This window comes from Limosilactobacillus fastidiosus (assembly GCF_014145505.1).
GTDB classification, from domain to species: domain Bacteria; phylum Bacillota; class Bacilli; order Lactobacillales; family Lactobacillaceae; genus Limosilactobacillus; species Limosilactobacillus fastidiosus.
In genome coordinates this window covers 26,973-52,799 of record NZ_JACIUZ010000019.1, presented here as the reverse complement: position 1 = coordinate 52,799, position 25,827 = coordinate 26,973, and the positions used below count along the sequence as shown (strand labels likewise).

Annotated in this window: 22 protein-coding genes; 19 read left to right on the top strand and 3 right to left on the bottom strand. The window is 41.7% G+C overall.

Going from position 1 to position 25,827, the window contains the following annotated elements:
• Positions 1-80: 80 nt before the first annotated feature.
• Entirely contained in the window at positions 81-1,055 is a 975-nt protein-coding gene (locus H5R64_RS01335) for a GMP reductase (RefSeq protein ID WP_182580510.1), read from the bottom strand.
• Between the two features lie 200 nt (positions 1,056-1,255).
• On the opposite strand from H5R64_RS01335, the gene H5R64_RS01330 reads away from it, so the two are divergent.
• The 5 genes from H5R64_RS01330 (at position 1,256) to pyrF (ending at position 6,022) form a co-directional block, all read left to right on the top strand.
• Positions 1,256-2,545, top strand: a complete 1,290-nt coding sequence (locus H5R64_RS01330; RefSeq protein ID WP_182582597.1) for an adenylosuccinate synthase — start codon at positions 1,256-1,258, stop codon at positions 2,543-2,545.
• Between the two features lie 269 nt (positions 2,546-2,814).
• Entirely contained in the window at positions 2,815-3,579 is a 765-nt protein-coding gene (locus H5R64_RS01325) for an exodeoxyribonuclease III (RefSeq protein ID WP_182582595.1), read from the top strand.
• A 73-nt stretch (positions 3,580-3,652) separates the two neighbouring features.
• The gene (locus tag H5R64_RS01320) at positions 3,653-4,471 is read left to right on the top strand and encodes a hypothetical protein (RefSeq protein ID WP_182582593.1); all 819 of its coding nucleotides are present in this window, start codon (positions 3,653-3,655) and stop codon (positions 4,469-4,471) included.
• A gap of 171 nt (positions 4,472-4,642) precedes the next feature.
• Positions 4,643-5,182 (top strand): bifunctional pyr operon transcriptional regulator/uracil phosphoribosyltransferase PyrR, encoded by a 540-nt coding sequence (pyrR, locus tag H5R64_RS01315; RefSeq protein WP_182580514.1) that lies wholly within the window; start codon positions 4,643-4,645, stop codon positions 5,180-5,182.
• A gap of 111 nt (positions 5,183-5,293) precedes the next feature.
• Positions 5,294-6,022 (top strand): orotidine-5'-phosphate decarboxylase, encoded by a 729-nt coding sequence (pyrF, locus tag H5R64_RS01310; RefSeq protein ID WP_182580515.1) that lies wholly within the window; start codon positions 5,294-5,296, stop codon positions 6,020-6,022.
• Positions 6,023-6,189: 167 nt separating this feature from the next.
• On the opposite strand, the gene H5R64_RS01305 is transcribed toward pyrF, so the two are convergent.
• Positions 6,190-6,591, bottom strand: coding sequence for a hypothetical protein (locus H5R64_RS01305; protein WP_182580516.1), 402 nt, complete (start codon positions 6,589-6,591; stop codon positions 6,190-6,192).
• Positions 6,592-6,712: 121 nt separating this feature from the next.
• Between H5R64_RS01305 and H5R64_RS01300 the strand changes: the two genes are divergently transcribed.
• Together H5R64_RS01300 and H5R64_RS01295 are read left to right on the top strand one after the other, a co-directional pair.
• Entirely contained in the window at positions 6,713-8,257 is a 1,545-nt protein-coding gene (locus H5R64_RS01300; RefSeq protein ID WP_182582591.1) for a glycosyltransferase, read from the top strand.
• Positions 8,257-9,759 (top strand): glycosyltransferase, encoded by a 1,503-nt coding sequence (locus H5R64_RS01295; RefSeq protein WP_182582589.1) that lies wholly within the window; start codon positions 8,257-8,259, stop codon positions 9,757-9,759. The genes H5R64_RS01300 and H5R64_RS01295 overlap by 1 nt, the downstream gene beginning before the upstream one ends.
• Before the next feature lie 62 nt (positions 9,760-9,821).
• Here H5R64_RS01295 and rlmD read toward each other — a convergent pair whose 3' ends face one another.
• Complete coding sequence (gene rlmD, locus H5R64_RS01290) at positions 9,822-11,222, bottom strand: 23S rRNA (uracil(1939)-C(5))-methyltransferase RlmD (protein WP_182582587.1); 1,401 nt, start codon at positions 11,220-11,222, stop codon at positions 9,822-9,824.
• 176 nt (positions 11,223-11,398) lie between these two features.
• Here rlmD and H5R64_RS01285 point away from each other — a divergent pair, with 176 nt between their 5' ends.
• The 12 genes from H5R64_RS01285 to H5R64_RS01230 all read left to right on the top strand — a co-directional run bounded on the left by H5R64_RS01285 (position 11,399) and on the right by H5R64_RS01230 (position 25,827).
• A complete protein-coding gene (locus H5R64_RS01285; RefSeq protein WP_182580520.1) occupies positions 11,399-11,965 on the top strand; it encodes an NADPH-dependent FMN reductase in 567 nt (188 codons plus the stop codon).
• A 2-nt stretch (positions 11,966-11,967) separates the two neighbouring features.
• Entirely contained in the window at positions 11,968-13,203 is a 1,236-nt protein-coding gene (locus H5R64_RS01280; protein WP_182582641.1) for an NAD(P)H-dependent oxidoreductase, read from the top strand.
• A complete protein-coding gene (locus H5R64_RS01275; RefSeq protein ID WP_182582585.1) occupies positions 13,196-14,122 on the top strand; it encodes an FAD:protein FMN transferase in 927 nt (308 codons plus the stop codon). The genes H5R64_RS01280 and H5R64_RS01275 overlap by 8 nt, the downstream gene beginning before the upstream one ends.
• Before the next feature lie 276 nt (positions 14,123-14,398).
• Positions 14,399-14,854, top strand: a complete 456-nt coding sequence (locus H5R64_RS01270) for a mucin-binding protein (RefSeq protein WP_182580522.1) — start codon at positions 14,399-14,401, stop codon at positions 14,852-14,854.
• A gap of 290 nt (positions 14,855-15,144) precedes the next feature.
• Complete coding sequence (gene serS, locus H5R64_RS01265) at positions 15,145-16,452, top strand: serine--tRNA ligase (protein WP_182580523.1); 1,308 nt, start codon at positions 15,145-15,147, stop codon at positions 16,450-16,452.
• Positions 16,453-16,713: 261 nt separating this feature from the next.
• Entirely contained in the window at positions 16,714-18,177 is a 1,464-nt protein-coding gene (locus tag H5R64_RS01260) for an ABC transporter substrate-binding protein/permease (RefSeq protein WP_182580524.1), read from the top strand.
• 1 nt (position 18,178) lies between these two features.
• Positions 18,179-18,922, top strand: coding sequence for an amino acid ABC transporter ATP-binding protein (locus H5R64_RS01255; RefSeq protein ID WP_182582583.1), 744 nt, complete (start codon positions 18,179-18,181; stop codon positions 18,920-18,922).
• Positions 18,923-19,282: 360 nt separating this feature from the next.
• Positions 19,283-20,629 (top strand): amino acid permease, encoded by a 1,347-nt coding sequence (locus H5R64_RS01250; RefSeq protein WP_182582581.1) that lies wholly within the window; start codon positions 19,283-19,285, stop codon positions 20,627-20,629.
• Positions 20,630-21,347: 718 nt separating this feature from the next.
• Positions 21,348-22,460, top strand: a complete 1,113-nt coding sequence (locus H5R64_RS01245) for a PTS transporter subunit IIC (protein WP_182582579.1) — start codon at positions 21,348-21,350, stop codon at positions 22,458-22,460.
• Positions 22,461-22,625: 165 nt separating this feature from the next.
• Positions 22,626-23,603 carry a hypothetical protein gene (locus H5R64_RS01240; protein WP_182582577.1) on the top strand — a complete coding sequence of 326 codons (978 nt, stop codon included), beginning with the start codon at positions 22,626-22,628 and terminating at the stop codon, positions 23,601-23,603.
• A gap of 504 nt (positions 23,604-24,107) precedes the next feature.
• Positions 24,108-24,833 (top strand): 16S rRNA (guanine(527)-N(7))-methyltransferase RsmG, encoded by a 726-nt coding sequence (gene rsmG, locus H5R64_RS01235; RefSeq protein WP_182580529.1) that lies wholly within the window; start codon positions 24,108-24,110, stop codon positions 24,831-24,833.
• Between the two features lie 16 nt (positions 24,834-24,849).
• Positions 24,850-25,827 carry a nucleoid occlusion protein gene (locus H5R64_RS01230; RefSeq protein ID WP_182582575.1) on the top strand — a complete coding sequence of 326 codons (978 nt, stop codon included), beginning with the start codon at positions 24,850-24,852 and terminating at the stop codon, positions 25,825-25,827.

The following is a 25,827-nucleotide window of genomic DNA, read 5'->3' as shown; positions in this document are numbered from 1 at the left end:
TAAGTCTTGGGTTATTTATGTGTGATATGTAGTAGGAAGTGTTGTCTTACGGGACTTCTATGCCTGTTCGCACTCTATTTTTAGTAATCCCCATTCATGATTGAATTCTTGACGATGACGTAATCAACGTGACGAATGGATTCAAGGTCACGACCACCGGCATATGAAATTGAAGATTGGAGATCTTCTTGCATTTCACGAAGGGTGTCCTTGATTGAACCACGGTAAGGAACAAGCATCTGTTTTCCTTCAACATTTCGGTAAGCACCCTTTTGAACTTCGGAAGCGGAGCCCCAGTATTGCTTATACCGTTTACCGTCGATCGTGATTACGTGGCCTGGTGATTCAAGGTGCCCAGCAAGCATTGAACCGATCATTACCATTGAAGCACCAAAACGAACTGACTTAGCGATATCGCCATTATGACGAATTCCGCCGTCAGCGATGATTGGCTTTTGGGCAGCCTTTGCACAAAGGCGGATTGCAGCAAGTTGCCAGCCACCGGTTCCAAAACCAGTCTTTAGCTTGGTAATGCAAGCTTTTCCTGGACCAACACCAACTTTAGTGGCATCTGCACCTGCATTTTCTAGGTCACGCACAGCTTCTGGGGTCGCAACGTTTCCGGCAATTACAAAGGCGTTTGGTAAGTTCTTCTTGATGTATTGGATCATCTTGATAACAAAATCAGAATGACCATGAGCAACATCGATCGTAACGTATTCTGGATTTAAATGTTCGGCTTTTAGTTGATCGATAAAGCCGTATTCAGAATCCTTAATTCCAACTGAAATGGATGCGAAGAGCTTGCGATCGTGCATTCGTTTGGTGAATCCGATACGTTCTTCCGGCTCAAAACGATGCATCACATAGAAATAGTCATTTTGTGCAAGCCAAACAGCAAGGTCTTCGTTAATAACACTTTCCATGTTAGCTGGTACTACAGGAATCTTGAATGTCTTTGGACCGAACTTAACACTAGTATCGGCCTCTTTTCGACTCTTGATAATACACTTGTTAGGGACTAATTGGATGTCATCGTAATCAAATGTTTGCACGAGAACAGCTCCTTTACTTTCTTGAAAATTCCGTATGCTATTATGCACTGTTTATTAATTGTCGTCAACTAAAAAATCGGACAATTGTAAAAATGCTCAGAAAAAACGTTCGTTATCTTCTTGACGATTAATCGGAAGTTCGGTAGTATGATGAAGTAAAAACGTCTTTTACAAATTAATACTTTGAGGTGAAAAAGATAATGTCATCAGTTGTAATTGTTGGTAGTCAATGGGGAGACGAAGGGAAAGGTAAGATGACTGATTACCTTAGTCAAGAAGCGGATGTTGTTGTCCGCTCCCAAGGGGGAAACAATGCCGGACATACAATTGCGTTCGATGGCAAGAAGTTTGCTTTGCGGCTTGTGCCATCAGGGATCTTTGGTAAGGATAAGTTAGCAGTGATTGGTAATGGTGTTGTTATTAACCCGCCTGCACTATTGAAGGAGCTGCACTACCTTCAAGATAACGGTATTGACATTTCCGGATTACGGATTTCGAGTCGTTCCCACGTTACGTTCCCTTACCACATTCTCTTGGACAAGTGTCAAGAAGCAGCTAAGGGTGATCACAAGGTTGGGACAACCAAGAATGGGATTGGACCTACATACATGGATAAGGTTTCTCGTGTTGGTATCCGGATGTGTGATTTGTTAGAAAAGGATACCTTTGAAACTAAATTACGGCGGAACTTAGCTGAAAAGAACGAATTATTCACCAAGTTGTATCATGTTGACCCAATTAACTTTGATGATATTTTCGAAAGCTACTATGAATATGGTCAAGAATTAAAGAAGTACGTTACTGATACTTCACGGATCGTTAATGACGCATTAGATAGTGGAAAGAAGGTTCTTTTTGAAGGTGCGCAAGGGGTAATGCTTGATGTTGATCAAGGAACTTACCCATACGTTACTGCTTCAAATCCAATTGCTGGTGGGGTATGTACTGGTGTTGGAGTTGGTCCTAACAAGATTAATACCGTAGTTGGAATTTGTAAGGCTTACTCTACTCGGGTAGGTGCTGGTCCATTCCCAACAGAATTAACCGATGAAATTGGTGATCGGATTCGTGAAACTGGTCATGAATACGGAACAGTTACTGGTCGACCACGTCGGGTTGGCTGGTTTGATAGTGTCGCAATGCGCCATGCACGTCGGGTTTCCGGTTTATCTTGTCTAAGTTTGAACCTTTTGGATGTCTTAACAGGTTTGAAGACCATTAAGATTTGTAAAGCTTACAAGCTTGATGGGAAGGAAATCGATTACTATCCAGCTAGCTTGAAGGAACTCGATCGTTGTGAACCGGTTTACGATGAACTTCCGGGATGGGATGAAGACATTACTGGTGTAAAGAAGTTCGAAGACTTACCAGTAAATGCTCAAAACTACCTTAAACGGGTTAGTGAGTTATCGGAAACACCATTAGCAACTATTTCTGTTGGTGCTGACCGGATCCAAACCATCATTGTTAAAGATCCATGGGAACTTTAAATTAAAATTAAATAAGAAAAAGCGAGAGGCCGAGAAAAAATATTTTTCTCGGCCTCAATTCTGTTACTAATAGCCGCCGGACTTATAGATCCTTATCTTGGGAATCCTAGTCGGTTAGCCAACCAGCCTTTTGGGGAGGGTAAATTTACACTTCCTTTTTGATTAACACTGATTATCAATCGAATCATTTTAAAAATATAGTTATATATTTGTACAATAGAAAGGAAGAAAGTTGTTTTTATTGTTTGATTATAAGGAAGTGTTTAATAATGAAATTTGTATCTTGGAATGTTGGTGGCTTTAAGGCAATCTTGAGACATGGTTTTCGTGAAACGGTGACTGATCTAAATGCCGATATCTTTTGTGTTCAACGGACGCGGTTGCAACCAGGTGAAATCGAATTTGAACTACCGGGTTACCATCAATATTGGAACTATGCTGAAAGAAAAGGGAGTGCGGGAACGGCAGTCTTTGCCAAGGAGAAACCACAGAAAGTAACTACAGGAATTAATAATCCAGAGTTTGATCGGGAAAGAAGAACGATCACCCTTGAGTATCCTAACTTTTACTTTGTGACTACTTATGTACCTTTTTCGGGTGAGAAACTACAAAAATTAGCAGAACGGCAAAAGTGGGATCAAGCATTCTTAGACTACGTAAGGGATCTTAACAGTAAAAAGGAAGTCATTATTGGAGGTAGCATGGGAGTTGCCTATCAGCCAATTGACCTTGCTGAACCAGCTGAAAATCACCACCATGCTGGCTTTACAACAGAGGAACGGGACGATTTTGGTAAGTTGCTAGATGTGGGTTTTACTGATACTTTCCGCTACCAGCATCCGAATAAGAAGGGAGCCTATACTTGGTGGAGCTACCGTTATGATGCACGGGCACGAAATATTGGTTGGCGGCTGGATTACTTCTTGGTTTCAAATTCTCTTGATAGTGAGATTAGGGATTCCAGCATCCTGACAAACATTACTGGTTCTGAACACTGTCCGATCGAGTTGGTGGCAAGTGTAAATCCTGATTAGGACTACACAGGAGCTCATATTCCTCATGTGCTATAATGCAGACAAACTAATGAGGATAACATGGAGGATTTTTATGGCAAAACCAGTTTTAAAAATTCAGCGACATAACCTGGATTGGCTTTTAGGAAAACCACTTGATAGTAATGAACTGATTGCTCGTTACGGCATCTCCGCTATAGATAACGGCAAAGATATTACGAATAAGGTGACCTTTAATGCGACTCAAGTTGATCTTGAACACCAGGGGGAATACCCGATTGCGGTTACGGTAATGAATAGTGAGGGGGAAACTGAATCTGCCCGAATAATGATTAATATTAAGAGCCGGGAAGAACTTGATCAGATTCCTGGTGGTAGTCAACAGACAAACCCACCGAGGAAGCGTTATCGTGCATGGATCGTTGCGATCGCTGTGGTGATTGCACTTGTCATTATTTGGTGGGCACTCGCAGCAATCCACGACCATAATGCAGATCAGCAGGTAAACAATGCTGAACAAAGTAGTCAGATTAGTAATAACTCAAGCAGTATTAATAAGTTGAGTTCAGATAATCAAAAACTTGCCGAACAAGTTGCGGCTCTTCGCGGTGCTGCACGACAATACGAACGGGACCATAACCAACAGGAACTTCAGAACCAGCTTAACAATATTGCAAACCAGAATCAGCGAATTGAAGGTCAATTAAGTAGTAATTCTGCCAAGCAAAAGTTGAATGATGTTGATCAAGTTATTAACCAGTTGCAACAGGATCCTTCTAATGCCAGTTCAACGGTTAATGCCTTAAAAAATAAGGATGGTTTTGGTGAAATCTGGAATAGCATTACCTCGCTAATGCAATCCTGGGTAAATGATCATACTGGTAATAATTCCTCCAGTAACGCTAACCAATGATTTTATTGACAGGCTTAGGTGAGACGCTTAAAATACTTGTAATAAGAGAAATATCGCCTTTAACCTGATTCCGTGAAATCAAGAAGGAACAAATAAGTACCTAGACCCTTCCTCACAGATTCAGTGGAGAAGGGTTTTATAGAATAAATTGATTAAGGGGAAGTGACCAGGATGGCCCATGAAATTGTTGATGGATCAAGTATGCAACGAGCATTAACACGAATTACTTACGAAATTATTGAACAGAATAAAGGGGTCGAAAACCTTGTCTTTGTTGGTATTAAGACCCGGGGAGTTTACCTTGCTGAACGTCTTGCTAAGCGATTAAATCAGCTAGAAAATGTTGATATTCCAGTTGGGGCGTTAGATATTACCTTATATCGGGATGATCGTCATATTCCTGATCACCATAAGGAACCAACTGTGAAAACATCTTCATTAGGGATCGATATTAACGATAAGCATGTTATCCTGGTTGATGACGTGCTCTTTACGGGACGAACAGTTCGAGCAGCCTTAGATGCTCTGATGGATATGGGACGTCCACAAGAAATTTCACTAGCTGTCTTGGTTGATCGAGGTCACCGTGAATTGCCAATTCGGCCTGACTTTGTTGGGAAGAATATTCCAACCGCAATGAATGAGACTGTTCATGTGGCGGTTGAAGAATACGATGGTCACGAAGATATTACAATTGAACACCATGAATAATAAATTACAATAGCCATTTAATCTGCTCCAGAGAGGGCAAAACGGTGTTGAAACAGGAAGCACCAGGACTCTCTCTGTAGAGGACTGGTGCTTTTTTAGGGAGGAAAAATTATGGAGCATTTTGAACCAATTGTTGCAATCGATGTCCCAGATAAACGTAGAGCAGTTCAACTCTTTGATAAACTTTCTAACGATACAGAACATATGCCAATTATTAAGATTGGGATGGAACTTTTCTATGCTTTTGGTCCTGGTATTGTGAAGCAAGCAAAGGAGCGAGGCTGCCGAGTATTTCTTGATCTTAAGGCGCATGATATTCCGAACACGGTTGAACGGGCGATGGCTCAACTTGGCCGGTTAGGAGTTTCTTTTGTTACTGTTCATGCTGCTGGTGGAAGTGAAATGATGAAAGCTGGTCTTCGTGGGTTAAAACAGGGAGCTGCCGAAGCCGGAAATTCTGTTCCCAAGATGTTGGCGATTACCCAGTTGACATCTATTGATGAGATAATCCTTCATAATGAGCAGCGAGTGTCTGGTACGGTTATGGACTCAGTGCAAAATTATGCCCGCTTAGCTGATGAAAGTGGCTTGGCAGGGGTGGTTTGTTCTGCTAAGGAAATCGCGGCAATTCGTGAAGTTACTAATCCAGACTTTCTGTGTATCACTCCTGGTATTCGGCCTGATTCAAATAGTCATGATGATCAAAAACGTGTTGTTACTCCTCGCCAAGCTGCTGAAATGGGGAGCAACGGTATTGTGGTTGGCCGGCCAATTACTCAAAGCGCTGATCCAGTAGCCGCATACAAGCAGATCCGTTATGATTTTTTCGGCGATAAATAATTAAAGGGTGGGAAAATAGAATATTTTCCCACCCCTTGCTATATCTATATTATTTGTAAACCTCTAAATTACACAGTCTAATTGCGAAATTCTGATAAGCTAGCTTTGCGTTGTAACCGGATCCTAAGCGTCGGAATAGCCAACCAGGCTCTCCAAAAACTTCCAACTTATTTTTTTAAATAATGGAACCTTTCAAGAAGCTCGCGAGAACGCTGATCGGCAGGACGATAACCAATCTTAAAAGAGTGCTTAAAGTACATCATGTTGTAAAGAAGGGCGAAAGCGATTGAAGTCCACGGGAATTGCATTAACCAGTTCAAACCGAAAAATAATGCTACTAATGCATAGTCGAGATCAAGAACGATCATTAAGAAAAAGTTGTAGTAATCACCACGGAAGAGTGCTGGCAAAGGACCAAACCAGAGTGTTGTCCATGAAATTCCCACTTTGGCAATCCTAATCTGCCCCTGATCATTAACAATCTTGGCATAGTTCGGTGGCAATGGGAGATTATTAAGATCAAATGGATTTTGGTTATGGTTATTGTTGTTACCAAATGGGTTTTGCATTGGTCTTCTCCTTCTTTCTTATTATAAATATAAATTTTAACACAAACTCCCGACAAGTCCTAATTTCACTGCTTTCAGTATGTTACACTTAACTTGTTAACGTAGAAAAGGAGAAAAAGCAATGTTATTCTTTCTGAACGATAATATTCAGCATAACAAGTCAGGAATCGAACATGCGCAAATTAAGCGATTGCACCTGTTTGAAATGTTCAATGAATCCGCTAAGATTGTTACCCGAAAGTACTCAAACGAGCTTCACATGGTAACCGAAGAGGCGGGAATTGCTGATGAAGACTTTGTAAACTTATTTGATTATTTCCAAGATGCCCGGATCTTTCCTCAGAAAGACGTCACCATTAAGGATCTAGATATTGATCCTACTTGGGACCGGAAAGCCGATGGGATTAACTATAATTATTACCGCAACGGCAACCGGATCATGTATATTCGACGGCGAAATGATAAGGAAAAACACATTATCAACCTTCAATATTTTGATCATTATGGCAAGCTCTTGAAGGTTAGTTGGTATGATAATCGTGGCTTTGTTTCGGTTGAACAAGTTTATGATTGGGATGGTAACATTGCAACTGAAAACTACATGAAACCGGACGGGACGATCGCAATTCAATTAGAACACCAGAAGAACAAACAGGATAAAGTGATCGATACTTACCACCTCTTTAATTACAAGGGGCATGATTACCAGTTTGCTAATCTCAATGAATTAACCCGGTTCTTCTATGACGAACTAGTGACAGATTCAGAATTGACGAATAGCGAACCGGTGGGCCTGGTTGTTGACCGATCATATGAAGTTGGTTGGTCGGTGCTTCACATGAAACATCGGGTATTTCGGGCAATGCAATTGCACAACGATCACGTTAATGATAATAACGACATGTTGCATTCAACCTTGAATTATAACTATACCTGGGGCTTGAACCATATTAAAGATTGGGATGGAATTATTACCCTTACTCCCCAACAACAAAAAGATGTTAAGGACCGCTTTGAAAAATATGGTACCAAGATTTACCGCATCCCAGGACCGATCGTTCCGAAAGCAGTCTTGGAAGCTGATCATGTCCCATTTGAAAAGCGGACGAAGAACCAAGTGGTTATGGTTGCTCGTCTGTCGCCGGAAAAGCAACAGGATCACCTACTTAAGGCTTGGCCACAGATCTTGGCGAAGGTTCCGGAAGCAAAGCTCGACTTTTGGGGGTACGCTAACGATAACTTTGATAAAACATTGAAGAAGATCGTGAAAGACGAAAAGCTGGAAAGTTCTGTTACTTTCCATGGCTATACCAATGATCCCAATAAGGTTTATAATGACGCCCAATTATTAATTTTGCCAAGTCGGGCAGAAGGATTGCCACTATCATTAGTTGAGGCTCAATCACATGGCTTGCCGATCGTTGCTAATGATATTAAGTATGGCCCTGCTGATGTTGTAATTGATGGTCAAGATGGCCTATTAACAACAAATGGTGATATTGATGGGCTGGCAAAGGCAATTACTATCCTGCTGACTGATCAGGAAAAACTGGCTAAGTTTAGCGAAAATGCCTACGAGGATAGCGAACGTTACTCAGAAGCAAATGTAATGAAGTTATGGAACGAATTGGTCGATGATATGAAAGCAAAGGAGGCCGCTAACTAATGTTCTTTTTCGTTAACCAATACCTATTAAGTAACGACTCGAGTATTGAACACGCTGAAATGAAGCGGCTGAAGCTCTTTAAGGATCATCATGTTGAAGCTAAGTTGGTTACCCGAACCTACGATCAAATTATTCATGCCACTTTGAAGCGATTTGGCTTAACTGATGACCAACTGGTTAATATGTACGATTTCTTCGCGGGAACTACTACCTACCAAGGCCACGATCTGCACGTCAGCGCTCTGAACCTCCCAATTGAATATCAAGTGGGGACCGGGAACAACTATCAGGAGGTTAAAGATGGTGACCGTCTAATCTGTATTGTCTACTTTACTGGAGGAACAGTGGGTCTTGTTAATCACATTGACTGGTTCGACGTCGCCGGAAACATTACTCTTCGCCAGCAGTATGATCTTCGGGGCTTTAAATCGGTTGACCAGTTTTTTGGTGAAGACGGTCAGATTAGTTTTGAACGTTACTACCGTCCAGATCTATCACTTTACATGGAACGTTACTATGTTAAGTCGGTGCAAAATACACCAATTAATTCCTTGAATGTTTTGAAAAATTATAACGGAAAGGACCGCTTTTTTGACAGTGAGGAAGATCTTTTTGCCTTCTTCCTCGATGAGTTAAATAAAGCAAATGGCGAAAATAACATCTTTATCGCAGATCGGCCAGCAATGGCAATTCAGCCAGTGATGAATATGCAGACGGCGGCTAAGAAATACTTGTGGATGGCGATGAACCATGTTAATGACGGTGATAACCTGAAGAACGGTCCACTAAACGTCATGCTGCAAGCACCGTTAACCACTGAGTTGAATAGGTGGGACGGCATCATTACGATGACAGAATCGCAAGCTGAGATGCTCCGGAAACGTATTGGTAATAAGAAGCCTGTTTATGCAATTAATGGAATCCCAGTGAAGACTGATCTTCAACGAATTGACATGAAGTACCGGATTGCTGGGCAAATGATCTATGTTGGTCGATTAGGTGAGGATAAACAAACTGGTAAGTTAATTGATATTTTTATCCGAGTCCACAAGCAGGTGCCAAATGCTAAGCTCACTTTTTATGGCTACGGTAGTCCGGATGATGTTAACAAGTACAAGAAGCAGGTTAATGACGCTGGCTTAACCGGAGTAGTTGTTTTTGCGGGTTACCAAGTTAATCTGGAATCTGCTTATAATACTGCGCAATTATTCGTTGATACTAGTCGGATTGATGCTCAGCCATTAGCGATGGGGGAAGCTTTGAGCCACGGAGTTCCAGTTGTTAGTTATGACTACCTCTATGGTCCAAATGAACTGATCGAAAGTGGTGTTAACGGGGAATTAATTCCGCTAAATAATGCCAAAAAGTTCGAAAAGGCAGTTATTAAGATCTTGAGTGATCCACAACTTCTTCAAAGCTTAAGCGTGGGCGCATATGATCGCCTTGATGGGATTAGTAATCTTAACACGTGGAGACAATGGGCTAAGTTACAAAGTAAATAAAGTTAATTATTTGAAAAAACGGTGTAGTTTTTCTGTTAGAGAAAAGCTACACCGTTTTTACTTTACTTTCTTAATGATAACTTAACGACCGCTTCGCAACGGGTAGTTTGTGGCATCATATCAATTGGTTGAATGTAGTCGACATGATAAACGCTGGTTAAGCGACGAAGGTTCCGGGCAAGAGATGCCATGTTACAAGAAATGTAGGCAAACTTGGTTGGGCGTTCTTTAATGATCTGTTCGATTAATTGATCATCCAATCCTGTCCGCGGTGGATCAACAACAAGGGCGTCAAAGTGCCGTCCTTCTTTCTGCCAGCGAGGGAGGACCTCTTCGGCTGTCCCTGCTTCATAGTGGGTATTTGTGATCCCGTTTAACGTTGCATTTTGCTTAGCATCCTCTACGGCTTCGGGGATTGTTTCCATCCCCCAAACTCGCTTCACCTGGTTAGCGAAAGAAAGACCAATCGTCCCGATTCCGGCATAGGCGTCAACGAGTTGATCGTCAGAAGTTAATTCCAGAGCCTTAGCAGCTTCTTCGTAAAGAGTTTCTGTTTGTTCAGGGTTTAATTGCAAGAATGAACGCGCGGAAAGCTTGAAATCTAGTCCCATCAAACTTTCCGTAATGTATTCTTCTCCCGCTAAATGAATCATTTGGTCACCCCAAACTAATGGGGTATCACCAGGATTAACGTTTTGCATCACGGAAACAACTTCAGGTAATTGCTCAGCAATGGCATCTAGTAACTGGTGCTTGTGGGGTAATTTTGCGGTGTTTGTAATCAGAGTTAGTTGTAACTCGCCGGTAGCTCGTGATTCTCGAACGACTAATGTCTTGATAATTCCGCTGTTGTGTTTTTCTTCATAGACTGGGATGGCGAGTTCTTCAATTAACTTAACCATAGTTCGGATGACCTTCATCGTTGCAGGCATCTGGACAGCACATTCAGCCATATCAACCAAATCGTGGCTTTGTGCTTTGTATAACCCAGCGGCAACGTGTCCGTCAACCATTCGTATCTGGAAAGTGGCCTTATTCCGATAACCGTACTCGTGTGGTGCAGCGATAGTTGGACGGACGTTATAGGCCCGGTAGCCATATGGTTGGAACTTTTCAAGACTATCCAAGACTACCTGCCGCTTAAACCGGAGCTGAGCAGGGTAAGCCAACTTTTCTAGTTCAAAACCACCAGCGATGTTTGCATAATCATCCCGTGGCACAACCCGATCACGACTTGGTTTACGGAGCCGATGGATTTTAGCCTCTAGGAAGCGGGGATGAACCGCGGTGACTTCCACAACAACTACTTCCTGGGGAAGAGCCCCGGGGACAAAGCAGACCTTGTGTTTAAAGTAACCGATCCCTTGACCATTAACTCCAAGGCGCCGGATAGTAAGGGGGAAGCGATCCCCTACTTTAACGTTAATATCTTGGTGGCGACGATGTGAACGTGATTGTACCATAATTTTATCCGTTCCTTTCCAAAGATTGCTGTTCTATTCTAGCATATTTAACAAATTAGTGGATTCTGTAACTATAACTAAATCTTTTAGCTTTACCATTGTTTTTCTACATCTAGTTATAGTAGAATGATTGTGAAATGATAATCAATGATTAAAATATGAGGAAGTGACAAAATTTGAAAATTGCTGCAATTGCCGGGTCAAACGCTAATCATTCTTATAATCGAATGTTGTTAGAGTTTATGGCTCAACACTTTAAAGATCAAGATGAGATTGATGTGATTGATATTCGTCCCGTACCAATGTTTAGTGAAAACTTCAAAGGGGATGCTCCAGAAGTAATCAAGGATATCGATCGGCGAATTAAGGCTGCGGATGCCGTCATCATTGCTAGTCCAGAGTACAACCACTCAATCACGTCAGCATTAAAGAGTGTCGTTGAATGGTTATCCTACAATGTCCACCCACTTGCTGGTAAACCAGTAATGACAATTGGTGCGTCCAAACTTGACCAGGGTGCTTCACGGTCACAAGTGCAATTGCGTGATATCCTGATCTCGCCAGGAATCAATGCCCTTGTATACCAAGGTGACGAATTCTTCATGAGTAACGTTACTGATTTGATGGACAAAGAAGGGAACATCACGGATCAAGGAACGATTGGCTTTCTTGAAAAGTGCATGGCTGGATTCCGCTACTATGCTAAAGCAATCAACCAAATGGAAAAGGAGATGGCTGAATAATGATGAAGATTCTTGCCTTTGCCGGAACCGACGCCGATTTTTCATATAACCGACTATTGCTCCGCTTCATGAAGAAGCACTTTAAACAAATGGCTGATATCGAGATTTATGAAGTTGGTAAGTTACCACCATTTAGTGTTGATACTCCATTATCAGAACAAACTGAGGTCTGGAAACTAAAACAAAAAGTTAAGGAAGCTGATGGGCTTGTCTTTGCTACTCCAGAATACGATCATGGAATTCCTGCGGTTCTAAAGTCAGCAATGGAATGGCTCTCTTACCGGACAAAGGTCTTATCTGGTAAGCCAGCGATGATTGTTGGGGTTGCTTATGGTCGTCAAGCATCCGCTCGTTCTCAAGTTCAAATGCGACAGATCTTAATTTCGCCTGACTGTAATACTAACCTCTTGCCAGGAAATGAAGTCTTGATTGGGAATGTCCGCAATACCTTTGCCAAGGACGGTCGTTTGATTGATCAAAAGGCAATCGAGCGATTGGAAAAGAGCTTTGAACACTTTATCGAATATATCCAAATCTTTAAGAACGTAGAAAAGGAGGGGCTTAACATGGCCGTTAAACAACCCACGATCAGTGATGCATACATTAATTTCCCTACTGGTCGTTTAACATTAAAGGAAGTTCAACAGATTTTTAGTACGATCCCATTTGAAATTGACCTGATTGATAGTACTGACCACTTCGCATGGTACTCAGATAAGCCAAATCGGGAACATGTTCGGAATACTGCTTCTCTTGGCGAAACTGTTCAAGAATGTCATCCACCGATGGCTGTACCAGCAGTCATGAGCATCATTAATAGCTTCCGTGAAGGGAAGAAGGATGTTGTAACTCGGCCATTATGGATGAATGGTCACCGTTCATTAATCCAATACTATGCATTACGGGACGTTAATGGTCACTACTTAGGGACAATTGAATTTACTGGTAACGTTGAATATATCTTGAACCTCTTTGAAAACGGTGCTTGGAGTAAAGATGCTACTACTGGCGCGTCAAAGCATGATGACAATGAAGAAACCGCAGAAGAAATGACCGTTGATGCCTCAACTGGTGCTTCTGAAAGTGGCAATGAAGAAGCAAGTCAGTCATCAGCAAGTGATACTGAAGAAGCGAATGAAGATGTAGACGCATCAACTGGCGCTTCTGAAACTGGTAGTGTTGATGCCGAGGATGAAACTGCTGATGCCTCAACTGGAGCTTCAGAAGCTAATGACTAATAATTTAAACCAACAACGCCATTCGTTGGTCCATCACGCGTTAGGAACAAAGATCGTCCTAACGCTTTTTGGCGATCGCTTCTACCCGTTGTTATCGCGATCGATGCGCCTGATTGACGAATATGAGGACCGGTTAACTGTTAACCGTCCTCAGTCAGAAGTGATGGATGTTAACTATGCTGCAGGGCGGAAAGTGAAGATGGTATCGCCGTCGACTTACGAATTGATTAAATTAGCCGTAAAGTATAGTCGGGAAAATTTTGGTTTTAACGCCTTGATCGGCCCGCTGGTGAAACTATGGAAGATTGGTTTCCGAGGAGCAAATATACCAAGTGATAAGGAGATTAAAGAACGCTTGGTATTAATCGATCCTTATAAGGCTATCTTAGATGATGACTACCGGACTGTTTTTCTGGAAGAGCCAGGGATGGAACTCGATCTCGGTGGGATTGCTAAGGGTTACATCGCTGATCGGATCCGAGACTTCTGGCTCGAACAGGGCGTTGAAGCCGGGATTATTGACCTCGGGGGGAATCTCTTGTTTGTTGGTGAGTCACCTCGTCGTGCAGATGGACAGTGGGTTATTGGTGTTCAGGATCCCCGGTTGAGTCGGGGTGAAGATCTTGAAATTGTAAGGAAACCAGCGTGTTCGGCAGTGACTTCAGGAATTTATGAACGCTACCTGGAAGTAAATGGTAAAAAGTATCATCACCTATTGGATCCGCGGACTGGGTATCCAGTAAAAACTGACCTCTCCAGTGTAACTGTGTTTACCGAACAATCAGTAATGGGTGAAATCGAAGCTAAACGCTTATTCTTCAATGGTCAACCGATCCCAGACTGGGAACGGAAATCAGGAAACTTGGGAGCAGTGTTTGTTAAACGTGATGAACAGGTCATTAATGTAAATAATGATTAATAAAAAGATAAAGAGGATGAGAAAAAACATTTTTTCCTCGAGTATCCGTCAACTGTGATTGATAGATATCGTTGCCACTCACAGAAATGTGGGTGGTATTTTTAGAGAAATAATATTTGTGATAGTACAAAGATAATTAAAATTTATATTTCGATAAGTGAGTTTTGACAACTAACCTTTACGGTATTACAATAAAACTAATGAATTGAGTTATTAGGATAATTAAACAGTAGTTATTGTTTGATAAATTAATTGTAAAGTGAGGCTAGTTGGCAAATGGTTATTGGGAAACAACAATTAACGGCACAATCGACTCGGACGATTATTCTGGTTCATGTTGATGGTACGCAGCAAGTAATTAAGCAGACCGTTCGTTTTCAGCGAAGTAAAGTTCCTGTTGCAGATGGTCGGATAACCTATAGCCAATGGATCTGTCAGCCAGGATCACCAAAAGAATGGGCAGAGTTTGATGCTCCAGAGATCGAGGGGTGTGCACCTGATCGGGCTTTCTTGCCGAGTGAAGAAGTTCAAGCATGGACGCCTGATTCCAAAGTGGTGATTGTCTACAACCGTTTTGATAATGAACGGTTGGACGATCGCTACACGAAAACTCAATCACGCCCACCGTTGATTCATCGTCCAGTTGAGGAGAAAAAGTCAGGGATTCCTCATGGTCTTGGACTACGGATTGCTGGTTTAACCTCATTATTTGGTTTGCGGCGTGCTAATTAAATCTAAATTAGCAATTGCTAAATAACGCCAGATGTAATATGATAATGGCGAAGATAAAACACGATTGCATTTCAAGTAGATCATTTAGAGAAGCGGTGGCTGGTGAAAGCCGTTGATCGAAACTCCGGTGCAGATAAATGTGGGCGGGTAATGCCGCACGGTTGATGGCCGTTATCCATCGCGAGGGTGATGTTTAATAACGTCAAACTTGGGTGGTACCGCGGAACTGAGAGCCATTTCGTCCCAAAATATTTTGAGGATGGAATGGCTCTTTTTTGTTAGGAGATACTATGTTAGATATTAAGAAGATTCGTAAGGATCCTGAATTCTTTAAGCAAAAGTTAGCTACTCGTGGAATTAAGGCTGAGGAAATTGATGAAGTTCTTGAATTAGACCAAAAGCGACGGGAACTCTTACAAAAGACGGAAACCTTAAAGGCCCAACGGAACGAAGCATCAAAGAAGATTGGTGAGGCCAAGCGGAATGGTGAATCTGCTGACGAAGCCATTAAAGAAACCCGGGAGTTGGGCGACCAAATCAAGGAGCTTGATGAGCAAGTCGAAGCTAATGATGAAGTCTTCAACGATAAGATGTCCCGATTGCCAAACATCCCTCACGACGGTGTTCCAGTAAGTTTAACCGAAGACGGTGCCGTTGAATTACGGAAGGTTGGTCAAGTCCGTGACTTTGGGTTTGAACCTAAGCATCACTGGGATATTGGTGAAAAACTGGGAATTCTTGACTTTGACCGTGCTCGGAAAGTTTCTGGCGCGCGATTTGTCTACTATCTTGGCCTTGGTGCTCAACTTGAACGGGCGGTCTACAACTTCATGCTTGATGAACACATGAAAGATGGCTACACTGAGGTTTTACCCCCATACATCGTTAATGCCGCTTCGATGTATGGTACTGGGCAGTTCCCGAAGTTTAAAAAGGGGGTTTACCAAGTTAATGGTGAAGATATGACTTTGATCCCAACCGCCGAAGTTCCGTTGACAAACTACTACCGTGGCGAAGTTATTCCGGCTGAAGAACTTCCGGTCTACGTTACTGCCCTAACACCAAGTTTCCGTTCTGAAGCTGGTGCTGCTGGTCGTGATACTCGTGGTTTGATCCGGATGCACCAATTTAACAAGGTTGAAATGGTTAAGTATACTAAACCAGAAGATTCATGGGATGAATTGGAAAAGATGACTGCCAACGCAGAAAACATTTTGAAGAAGCTTGGCCTCCCATACCACGTCATCACACTAACCACTAGCGACATGAGTTTTACCGCGTCTGAAACTCATGACCTTGAATTGTGGATGCCAGCCCAAAATAAGTACCGTGAAGTATCATCCTGTTCCAACTGCTTAGACTTCCAAGCACGGCGGATGCACACTCAATACCGTGATGAAAACGGGAAGTTACAATACGTTCACACTTTAAATGGTTCTGGTCTGGCAGTTGGGCGGACTGTTGCTGCAATTCTGGAAAACTACCAAAATGAAGACGGCTCCGTAACAATTCCAGAAGTTCTTGTTCCTTACATGCACGGGGTAACAAAGATTACTAAGGAAAACGCGGTACCTTTCCGAAATAAGGTAAATAAGTAAGATTAATTATATGGTCGACTAGCCTTGTAAGAGTGAGGCTAGTCGGCTTTTTGATAATGATAATTTGATGATAAGAATAATAATCATAGTGGGCACTTAATTTAAATAATTAAATATACTGACTTGCCTTCTTTTTAATCTGTTTAAACCGCTAACATCTTGGATAAACACGGAACTAACTTAATTCCATTCACTTATTAATTTTCTAATGATAAGGTATTAGCAACGTCAAAATTTGATTGAAAAAAGGAGTCGGTATAGATGCGAAGTAAGCATTGGAGAAAAATAATTACTGCCTGCATTACAGTTCTGGGAATTGTAATTGGATGGCAATTTCTAGAACCTAAGCAGGTCTCTGCCAATGAACCTACTTACACCTTTGCGACGAATAACACCTTTGAACCTTTCGAAATCCAAGACAGTAAGGGTGGTTATTCCGGTAAGAATCCTGGAATTGAAATTGAAATCCTAAAGAAGATTGCTAAGCATGAACATTTTAAATACGAACTGAAGCCGATGACCTTTAACGGAGATTTGCAAGCACTTGAATCAGGTCAGGTTGATGCCGTGATTGCCGGAATGAGTGTGAATGACGAGCGGAAAGCCAAGTACGACTTCTCGACGCCGTACTATACTGACGGGGTTGTCATGGCGGTAAAAAAAGATAGCAACATTAAGTCAATGAAGCAGTTGCGCGGAAAGACAGTTTCTGCTAAGTCAGGAACTAGCGCGGCATTGTACCTGAAAAAGAATCAAAAGAAGTATGGCTACAAGATTCGTTACTTTGATTCCTCTAACACTATGTGGAACGATGTAAAGAATGGCGGAACGGCTGCCACCTTTGATGATGGTCCAGTTTTGGAATACGGGATTAAAACTGGGGTGCCACTTAAAATAGTTACTAAGAAGCCGATTGATGCTCAACCAATTGCTGTTGGTTTCCAAAAGGGCAAAAATCTTGCTTTACAGAAGAAAATTAATGACGGGATTAAGTGGTTGAAAGACACTGGTCAATTGGATGAGATTATTGCAAAGTATACTAAGGGCAATGGTGCCACAAAGACTACTGCAGCTGATCACACGATTTTAGGGTTGTTAAAGACAAACCGGGACGCGTTACTCCGTGGTTTGTGGATGACGATTGAATTAACGGTTGTTGGGATTATTTTTGCAATGATCTTTGGGGTATTTCTTGGAGTTTTAGGAATTGTTGAAAATAAGTTTGTAAACGCGATTTCCAGCACCCTGATTTACATTTTCCGAGGGATCCCAATGATTGTTTTGGCCTTCTTTATTTACATGGGAGTTCCAAATGTTATTGGACATAAGGTTCCGCTCTTTTTTGCGGGTATTCTGACATTGACCCTTGATGAAGGGGCCTATATTGGTGCCATCGTTAAGGGTGGCTTTGAATCAGTAAGCCAAGGTCAATGGGAGGCGGCTCGTAGCTTGGGCCTTCCTTATGGTAAGGCCTTGATTAAAGTGATTGCCCCACAAGGATTTAAATTGATGGTTCCATCACTTGTTAACCAATTCATCATTACCTTGAAGGATACTTCCATCCTTTCTGCAATTGGGGTAATGGAGTTGACTCAGACTGGGACAGTAATCATTTCGCAAAATATGGAAGGGTTTAGGATGTGGACAATCATTGCGGCAATTTACATTATCATCATTACCCTGTTGACATGGTTATCGAACTACGTACAGAAGAGGATGGCTTAAGATGGATAAAAGTTATAAAGTTCAAGTTAAGGACCTACACAAGAGTTATGGAAATAACGAAGTGTTAAAGGGAATTGACCTCAATGTTAAACCAAGTGAAGTGGTCTGTATGATTGGGCCGTCTGGTTCGGGAAAGAGTACCTTTTTACGGTGCATTAATAAACTGGAAGAACCGAATAGCGGTCACGTCTACGTTGATGGTTATGATATTGCCGATCCCCGGGTAGACATTAATAAGGTTCGCCAAAATATTGGAATGGTGTTCCAGCACTTTAACCTTTTTCCGAATATGAATGTTTTACAAAATATTATGTTGGCCCCAGTAGAACTAGGGAAGATGAGTAGGGACGAAGCAAAAAAAGCAGCGATACATTATCTTAAACTTGTCGGTCTTGAGGATAAGGCTGGTGCTAACCCGATGAAGCTCTCTGGGGGACAACAGCAACGGGTGGCAATTGCCCGAGCATTAGCAATGAAACCAGACGTGATGTTGTTTGATGAGCCAACAAGCGCCTTGGATCCAGAAATGGTAGGGGACGTGTTGGAAGTTATGAAACAGTTAGCTCAGGAAGGGATGACGATGATTGTTGTTACCCACGAAATGGGTTTTGCTAAGCAAGTGGCTGATCGGGTCGTTTTCTTCCACGATGGCGATATTCGTGAGCAAGGAACGCCGGACCAGATTTTCGAACACCCGCAACACCCAGATACCCAAAACTTTTTAAGAAAAGTGTTGAATGTTTAATGTTACTTTAAAATAGTAAGATGATTATTGGCACAAAGGGAATGGCGGGGCTTTCAAAAGCCGAAAGATTGAATAAAAATTAAGAAAAACGTTTGACATTAGCACTAAAATCATTATAATTATGAGTAATCTTTAATGTTAGCAGACAGAGATCCCGATAATCGCTGAAATTTGGGGCTAGCATCATGGCATGTACGTTTGAAATGGGTGGTTCCTTTATCAACTGAGAGGTAGTTCATTAAGTTGAACTATAAAGATGGGTGGAACCGCGTTAAAAGGACGTCCCTGGTGTAATGACCAGGGACGTCCTTTTTTTGAAAGCGATATATGCAAAAGATCTTTAATTTAAGGAGGCAGATTATGGACGAACAGCAACAAAAGCTCAAACGCTCGTTAAAGAGCCGACATGTAACGATGATTGCCATCGGGGGTGCGATCGGGACCGGACTTTTTCTTGGTTCGGGGAAAGCGATCCAACAAGCCGGCCCAGCGATCATTCTTTCGTACCTAATCGTCGGTGTCTTTTGCTTCTTTATGATGCGTGCGTTAGGGGAATTAATTCTCGCCGATACTTCGAAACACTCATTTATTGATTCTGTTAAGGAATACCTGGGTGATCGGATGGAATTCGTAGCCGGATGGATGTATTGGGCTTGCTGGCTAACGTTAGCAATGGCCGACTTGACCGCTACCGGGATCTACTTAAAGTACTGGTTCCCGAGTCTACCACAATGGGTCGGACCACTGGCAATTGTGGTGCTGCTAATGCTGGTCAACATGGTTAACGTTGGATTATTCGGTGAACTGGAAAGTTGGTTCTCGATGATTAAAGTAATTGCGATTCTGGTATTAATCGTCGTTGGTGCGGTAATGCTCTTGATGCATAGTCATATCGAAAACCGAACTGTTGAGTTAAGTAACTTAGTAAATCATGGGGGCTTTTTCCCAACCGGCCCCATGGGATTCTTAATGTCCTTCCAAATGGTTGTCTTTGCCTTTGTGGGGATTGAAATGGTTGGTTTGACTGCGGGTGAAACAAAGAACCCCCAAAAGGATATTCCAAAGGCAATCAATACCTTGCCAGTCCGGATTGGTTTGTTCTATATCGGTTCGATGATTGCGATGATGGTAATTTACCCATGGACACAGATTAAGACAACTTCTAGTCCATTTGTTCAAGTATTCGCCGCAATTGGGCTTCCTGGTGCTGCCGGGATCATCAACTTTGTGGTATTGACCGCAGCAATGTCTGCAACGAACAGTGCAATTTTCAGTACAAGCCGTTCACTTTATTCACTTTCGCGGAGTGGTAATGCACCAAAGCGATTTGGTGAATTAAGTGCTAAGGCCGTTCCTAATCGGGCCTTGACGTTCTCATCGGTTATCCTTTTTATTACCGTTATCTTGAACTACATAATGCCAGCTGGAATCTTCGATGTAATTGCCGGAATTTCCACGATTACCTTTATTTTTACTTGGATTATTATCTTATTTGCTCATATTAAGTACCGGCAAAAAAATCCAGAAGGGGTTAGTTACTTCATGATGCCAGGATACCCAATTACTAGTTGGTTGACGATTATCTTCTTCCTGGCTGTTCTTGTTATCCTACTCTTTATCGATTCTACCCGGATTCCACTCATCCTTTCCGTTATTATCTTCGTTGCTCTTGCATGGGGATACAGCTTGAAGAAGAATAAAGAATAGAAGAAGCCAAGAATTAACTTTTTCGTAATTAGACCTTGAAAATTTGAAAACTATTAGTTGTGGTTAAGAAAAACTCAGGAAATTTTTCCTGAGTTTTTATGATCCTGAAAGGTAAAAAATGGATTTTTATTTAAGATTATTAAGACGAATAATGTATAAATGTCCGGTTAGTGAAACCGCTTAGAATGCTGGTGTGACGCTGCTGACTTGATTTTACACTTTCTGAGATTATACTAAAGAAGTGAAGGGATATTAGGTAATTTCAACAAACATCTTCTCATAATAAACTACTTTGAAGTATGTAGATATTAATCTGCGAAAAGTTAACAAAGACACACCCCACTCCACATGAAAGCAATTTAGTTTCCCTGAAAAGCATGTTTTAAGCTAAGTATTTAATTAGGCCATACCTACAGAGCCCTTACGATAATAATCTCAGTTTAGTTCTTCCATTGAAGAACTGCAGAATACAATCTAATGGATCTTGATACAAAATACATTACCCAATTATCCCTTCAACGGAAGTACGGAGACTTGAAATAAGTCTCCGCCTTTTATTTTAAAAGTTTGGTAGCGCTTTTTAAATGGCTTATAAATATTTCAACATAATAATTAAAATTAAATTAGAAAATAATTAGAAAAAGATTGACCTTTAGTGATCCCTTTCGTAAAATAACAATCAATCATTATAAATAAAAAATTATTTAAGGAGGCGTTAATGATGGAAAGTCGAGTAAATACGACTAGTGAAGCACAAGCGACTTATGCTAACTCATCACGAGTTAAAGAGGTGGCTTACCGAATTTTTGCGGCGGTGGCTAATGCTATTTTAGTTGTTCTTGGAGGCGGATTATTAGTACAAACCGTGGGTAACTTGACAGGGATTCACGTTCTGACATTAGTCGGGGCAGAAGCTCAGGTCCTCTTGGCGCCTGCGATCGGGGTTGCAGTTGCGTCCCAAATGAACACTAATACCTTGGTTACCTTTGCTGCAATGATTTCTTCAACCGTGGGTGCTAATGCGGTCCATTTCACATCGGGTGCAGTTAATGGAGCAACTGCCACTGGGCAAGCAGCGGTATCTGCTGTTGGCTCACCGCTCTTTACAACCGGCCAACCAGTTTCTGCAGTTTTAGCGGCAGTAGTCGCGGTATTGGTTGGTAAGTATTTAACAGGAAAAACACCATTAGATATGGTGCTGGTACCATTTGGTGCATTAGCAGTCGGAATTGGATTTGGTTTGATGGTAGCGGCAGTCGTTACTCCGGCTTTATTGGCAGTTTCAGCCTACATCGCTAAAACAATGCAAGTTTCCCCGGTTCTGGGTTCAGTCGTAATTTCAGTGGTTTGGGCCCTATTTCTGATGACACCAGCATCCTCAGCAGCGTTGGCAGTGGCGTTAACGCTTGATCCAATTTCATCTGCAGCTGCTCTAATTGGAACAACAGCACAATTTGTGGCCTTTACTGCAATGTCTTGGCGACAAAATGATCTTGGCGCAAATATTGCTCAAGGCCTGGTCACGCCTAAAGTACAATTCCCTAACTTGTTGATCAATCCTTACCTACTTGTGCCGTCAGTTGTTTCTGCAGCGGTCTGCGCGCCACTTGCTACCGTGGTCTTCGGATTTCGCTCAACGTATACTCTCGGTGGCCTTGGCTTGAACTCACTGATTGCGCCAATTGCATACCTTTCACGAGGCTGGGCCCAGTTTGGTACTTATATGGCGTTTGGAGTTGTGGCCCCAGCTGTACTTTCAGTAATGGTTTACCTCTTCATGAAGCGTGCTGGCTTGATCGGTGATCGTCAATTGCACCTTGAACTTGTTTAAGTTAAAATTCTGCTTTAATGAAATACTCTATAAAAATGATCTCTTTTTAATAATAAGTCCAAAATAAGCTAGAAGAATCTTCAAGAATCTCTTGGAGACTCTTTTTGTTTCTGGAATAATGGTAGAATATACTAGAGGGTAGAAATCACCAGGAGGTCAATCGCTGTGAATAATAACGGTTCAGATAGTGACAACAAGAGCGTTAAGAAAAAGATTTCATTTGAGATTAATAGTACTAAGGTAGTGGGGAATACAAGTGCCGAAAGTTCTCCAGCAACAATGCCAGTCTTTTCTATAAAAAAGAAGCAAGCTGTTTCTGCAGTAACAGATGAGAAGTTAGTTGATGGCAGTCATGAACCAACTGGTGTTCAACCGGTTTTTGAAATTCATGGTAATACAAAGTTGCAAGAACCGGTTAAAACTGAAGTGCCAGCATCAGGTTCTACAAGGCCAAAAATTACAGTACAAAGTATAATTCCGCCTGTTGCTGATAGTGGTGTATCAGAATCACAAGAAAGTAATGTGAGCTCAAAGACTAGTAATATTCAAAGTTTCTCACTTGCAACCTCGACTTCTGTGGTAACGGAAACATCTGAAAGTTCAGGAATACAAGCAAATGTCGCGAGCCTAGCTGATTCTGTAGACGACATGACATCACTTAATATGGAAATTGAAAAGTTGCAACAAGAGTTGGATGCTAATTCGATTTCCTTGGCACCAGGGAGTGAATCAGAAACGCTAATCAGCGAGAAACAGTCACTTACCCATAGCAGTTCATTGGATGAAAAACTTAACGAGCAGTTTAAAACGAATGTTGCAGGGTCAGTAGAACGATCTCAAACGACTGTAGCGCAGCCACCGCATCCGCAAGAAGATGCGGCGGAAAAGGTTGAACCAATTTTTACAGAACCAGAAAATGACGAAACCGAAAGAAAACTACCGAAGGTTGAATGGAATGGTCCCAAGGTTCAACATGGAGAGCGAACTAAGCTGAAGGCTGAACAACACCGGTCCACGCAGGCCTATACAAAGAGTCGTCATTCTTCAAGGGTTAGTCGTGTTCACCGTAAACCGAAGAAACAATCAGGGGTTCTTGGAAAAAGTTTCTTAGCAATGCTTGGCTTGGGAAGTAAGAATGAATAAAAAAGCGGCAACGAATGGGTTCGTTGCCGTCTTTTTGCTAGCTAGTGATTTAAAATCCGGAAAATGTAGTAACTGATAACCGCATTGGTTCTTAGTCTAAGTTACCAATTTTAACAGATTCTACCATGACATGAGCCCTTTTAATACATTTACTGTGATTATTAGTTAGAAAAGTGATTAAGTAGCAGATTGATTGCATCAATTTAATAAAAATTATAGAATGATGATCCTTGGCAGGGGCGAGGGACTAGCGGTTGTCAGCTGGTCTCTTTCTTTGGTTTAAAGAGGATAACATAGTTGAAAAAAGTTCACTGTGACCGCGATCTCCGCCTAACTATCCCGTCCCTTAATTGTGAAACAATTATCGTCCGGACTTTCTTAGTGCTCGACTGTTAGTTCATCACGGCATACACTCTCTTTTAAAACCCCTTGAAAAACGTTGAGGATTAAGTTACAGTAGTAAAAGACGTGAAACAAAATTGTTTCACGAAAGGAGAAGCTAAAATGAATCCAGAACAATTTCGGCAGGCGCTTGTGGATCACGGAATAAACCTTAGTGAGTCACAAATGAAACAGTTTGCTGATTACTACGACTTGTTAGTCGCAACCAACGAGCATGTTAACTTAACGCGAATTACTGAAAAAAATGAAGTTTATCTTAAGCACTTCTTTGATTCCATTAGCGGGGCCTTTGCGGAACCAAAGTTGATGACTGACGAACTAACAGTTTGTGATATCGGTGCTGGGGCAGGTTTTCCTTCGATTCCCTTGAAGATTGCCTTTCCTCAATTAAAGATCACAATCGTTGATTCCCTAAATAAACGGATTACCTTCCTTCAAGAGTTAGTTGCTAACTTAGGATTGACAGATGTTATCCTTGTCCATGACCGGGCAGAAACGTTTAGTGATAAGAAGAGTGACTATCGTGAGCAATATGATATTGTGACAGCGCGCGCAGTTGCGCGGTTAGCGGTTCTCAGTGAATTATGTTTGCCAGTAGCGAAGATAGGCGGTGAATTTATTGCTTACAAGGCTAGTGCTGCTACTGAAGAAATACAACAGGGTGGTACCGCGATAAAAAAACTTGGCGGAAAAATCCGGAAAACCGTAAAACTTGAATTACCAGGAACTGATGAGGAACGAAATATTATTGTGATCGATAAAGTTGCACCGACGCCAAAAAAGTTCCCGCGGCGTCCAGGATTACCAAATAAGAAACCAATTCAATAAAAGTGAGGGAGAGAAAATGGCTTTTTCATTATTCGGTATCGGTAAAGATCATTCTGGCGATACGAAGAATAAGGTTGTTGAAATAAAGGTTGAACAAATTATTCCCAACCGTTATCAGCCACGGAAGGTGTTTGATCAAGATGGAATTCGTGAATTAGCACAAACGATTGATGAACATGGCTTGTTGCAACCAATCGTTGTCCGTGAATATGAATCAGCAAAGTATGAAATTATTGCAGGAGAGCGTCGTTACCGAGCTGTGAAATTATTGAACTGGGAAACGGTTCCGGCGATTGTTGAGAAGATGAGTGATAAGGAAACTGCTTCCTTAGCTTTGATTGAAAATCTTCAACGTTCCCAATTGAGTTCGATTGAAGAAGCTCAAGCTTATCGTCAATTAATGGACTTAAACCACTTGACCCAATCTGCCTTGGCAAAGGGAATGGGGAAGAGCCAGTCATTTGTTGCGAATAAGTTACGATTACTGAAATTAATTAAACCAGTTCAAACCGCAATCCTTGATCACCGTATTTCAGAACGGCATGGTCGGGCAATGTTGGACTTAGATGAAAAGCAACAACGCGAAATGTTAATGCGGGTTGTTAATGAACGATTAACTGTTCGTCAAACTGAAGATGAGGTTGCTAAGACTCTGGGACGACCGTTACCGTCTGAATTAGCTAAGCAACGGGCTGAAAAGAAGCGTCAAGAACTTGCTGATCTTGAGGGAACACCGACAGAAGAAATTGAAGTAGAGGAATCATTAAAGATCCCGAGCCAAGAAAAACCAAAGAAAAAGGTAAAGGCTAATAAACAGCATAAAAAAGCAAGTACAAGCAAACGATCAAGTAAGGCTAGTGATGGTCGCTTAGCTTTAAACACCATTAAGAAGTCAATTAAACTGGCTACTGATAACGGATTTACCATTACAACTCATGAAAAGGATAATGACGATACCTACCAATTAGTCATTGAAATTCCGAAGAAGCAGTAG

What these genes read in the sequence shown, in the direction of transcription:
- H5R64_RS01305 (WP_182580516.1), bottom strand. Translation starts at nt 6,591, where the DNA reads ATGCAAAACCCATTTGGTAACAACAATAACCATAACCAAAATCCATTT.
- H5R64_RS01275 (WP_182582585.1), top strand. Translation starts at nt 13,196, where the DNA reads ATGACTAATAATTTAAACCAACAACGCCATTCGTTGGTCCATCACGCG.
- pyrR (WP_182580514.1), top strand. Translation starts at nt 4,643, where the DNA reads ATGGCCCATGAAATTGTTGATGGATCAAGTATGCAACGAGCATTAACA.
- H5R64_RS01300 (WP_182582591.1), top strand. Translation starts at nt 6,713, where the DNA reads ATGTTATTCTTTCTGAACGATAATATTCAGCATAACAAGTCAGGAATC.
- H5R64_RS01255 (WP_182582583.1), top strand. Translation starts at nt 18,179, where the DNA reads ATGGATAAAAGTTATAAAGTTCAAGTTAAGGACCTACACAAGAGTTAT.
- pyrF (WP_182580515.1), top strand. Translation starts at nt 5,294, where the DNA reads ATGGAGCATTTTGAACCAATTGTTGCAATCGATGTCCCAGATAAACGT.
- H5R64_RS01260 (WP_182580524.1), top strand. Translation starts at nt 16,714, where the DNA reads ATGCGAAGTAAGCATTGGAGAAAAATAATTACTGCCTGCATTACAGTT.
- H5R64_RS01330 (WP_182582597.1), top strand. Translation starts at nt 1,256, where the DNA reads ATGTCATCAGTTGTAATTGTTGGTAGTCAATGGGGAGACGAAGGGAAA.
- serS (WP_182580523.1), top strand. Translation starts at nt 15,145, where the DNA reads ATGTTAGATATTAAGAAGATTCGTAAGGATCCTGAATTCTTTAAGCAA.
- H5R64_RS01295 (WP_182582589.1), top strand. Translation starts at nt 8,257, where the DNA reads ATGTTCTTTTTCGTTAACCAATACCTATTAAGTAACGACTCGAGTATT.
- rlmD (WP_182582587.1), bottom strand. Translation starts at nt 11,222, where the DNA reads ATGGTACAATCACGTTCACATCGTCGCCACCAAGATATTAACGTTAAA.
- H5R64_RS01325 (WP_182582595.1), top strand. Translation starts at nt 2,815, where the DNA reads ATGAAATTTGTATCTTGGAATGTTGGTGGCTTTAAGGCAATCTTGAGA.
- rsmG (WP_182580529.1), top strand. Translation starts at nt 24,108, where the DNA reads ATGAATCCAGAACAATTTCGGCAGGCGCTTGTGGATCACGGAATAAAC.
- H5R64_RS01270 (WP_182580522.1), top strand. Translation starts at nt 14,399, where the DNA reads ATGGTTATTGGGAAACAACAATTAACGGCACAATCGACTCGGACGATT.
- H5R64_RS01245 (WP_182582579.1), top strand. Translation starts at nt 21,348, where the DNA reads ATGATGGAAAGTCGAGTAAATACGACTAGTGAAGCACAAGCGACTTAT.
- H5R64_RS01230 (WP_182582575.1), top strand. Translation starts at nt 24,850, where the DNA reads ATGGCTTTTTCATTATTCGGTATCGGTAAAGATCATTCTGGCGATACG.
- H5R64_RS01320 (WP_182582593.1), top strand. Translation starts at nt 3,653, where the DNA reads ATGGCAAAACCAGTTTTAAAAATTCAGCGACATAACCTGGATTGGCTT.
- H5R64_RS01280 (WP_182582641.1), top strand. Translation starts at nt 11,968, where the DNA reads ATGAAGATTCTTGCCTTTGCCGGAACCGACGCCGATTTTTCATATAAC.
- H5R64_RS01250 (WP_182582581.1), top strand. Translation starts at nt 19,283, where the DNA reads ATGGACGAACAGCAACAAAAGCTCAAACGCTCGTTAAAGAGCCGACAT.